The sequence below is a fragment of the Chryseobacterium sp. DT-167 genome, from assembly GCF_058310155.1.
Genome location: NZ_JBZEEQ010000134.1, coordinates 1 through 529, shown reverse-complemented (window position 1 = coordinate 529; position 529 = coordinate 1). Strand labels below are relative to the sequence as shown.

At 71.8% G+C, this 529-nt stretch carries 1 protein-coding gene; it reads right to left on the bottom strand.

The genetic code is table 11. The features are described from left to right. Positions 1–529 (bottom strand): hypothetical protein (locus AC4FQ5_RS20140; RefSeq protein ID WP_491146513.1); only part of this gene is annotated, 529 nt, incomplete at both ends.

Genomic DNA, 529 nt, shown 5'->3' with positions numbered 1-529 from the left:
GAGCGTGCACGTCGACGACGGGGTCGGACAGCGTCGGGGCCCCGGTCGCCGCGAGCTCGGCGAGACCACCGACCGCCCCGTCGACCCGCTCGTTCCACTCGTCCTCGCCGAACGCGTCGTAGTCCGTGTACCCCGAGTCCGCGTTCATGAGGGCGCTGTAGAGCTCCGCGAAAGTGCCGCACCCCTCCGTCAGCGCGTCGTCGTAGACGAAGGGCGCCGTCGAGTACGTCGGGGTCGCCGTCCAGGCGACACCCTCGGGAATCGTGACCGACAGGACCGGCTCGGTCTCGTCGGTCACCGGCCAGGAGAGCTCGCGCGTGCCGTCGCAGACCCCGTGAAGAACGGCCTGCTCGAGCCTCATCGAGTCGCCGAACTCCACGACCGCGTGTTCGCCGCCGTCGCACGCGAATGCGATGCTGACCGACCGGGCATCGTCCGGGATCGTCAGTGGCGCGCCCGATGCGGGGGTCGGGCCCAGCCCCGTGATGGGCTCGGCCTCGGTCACGACCACGGGGGGCTCCGACGCGGC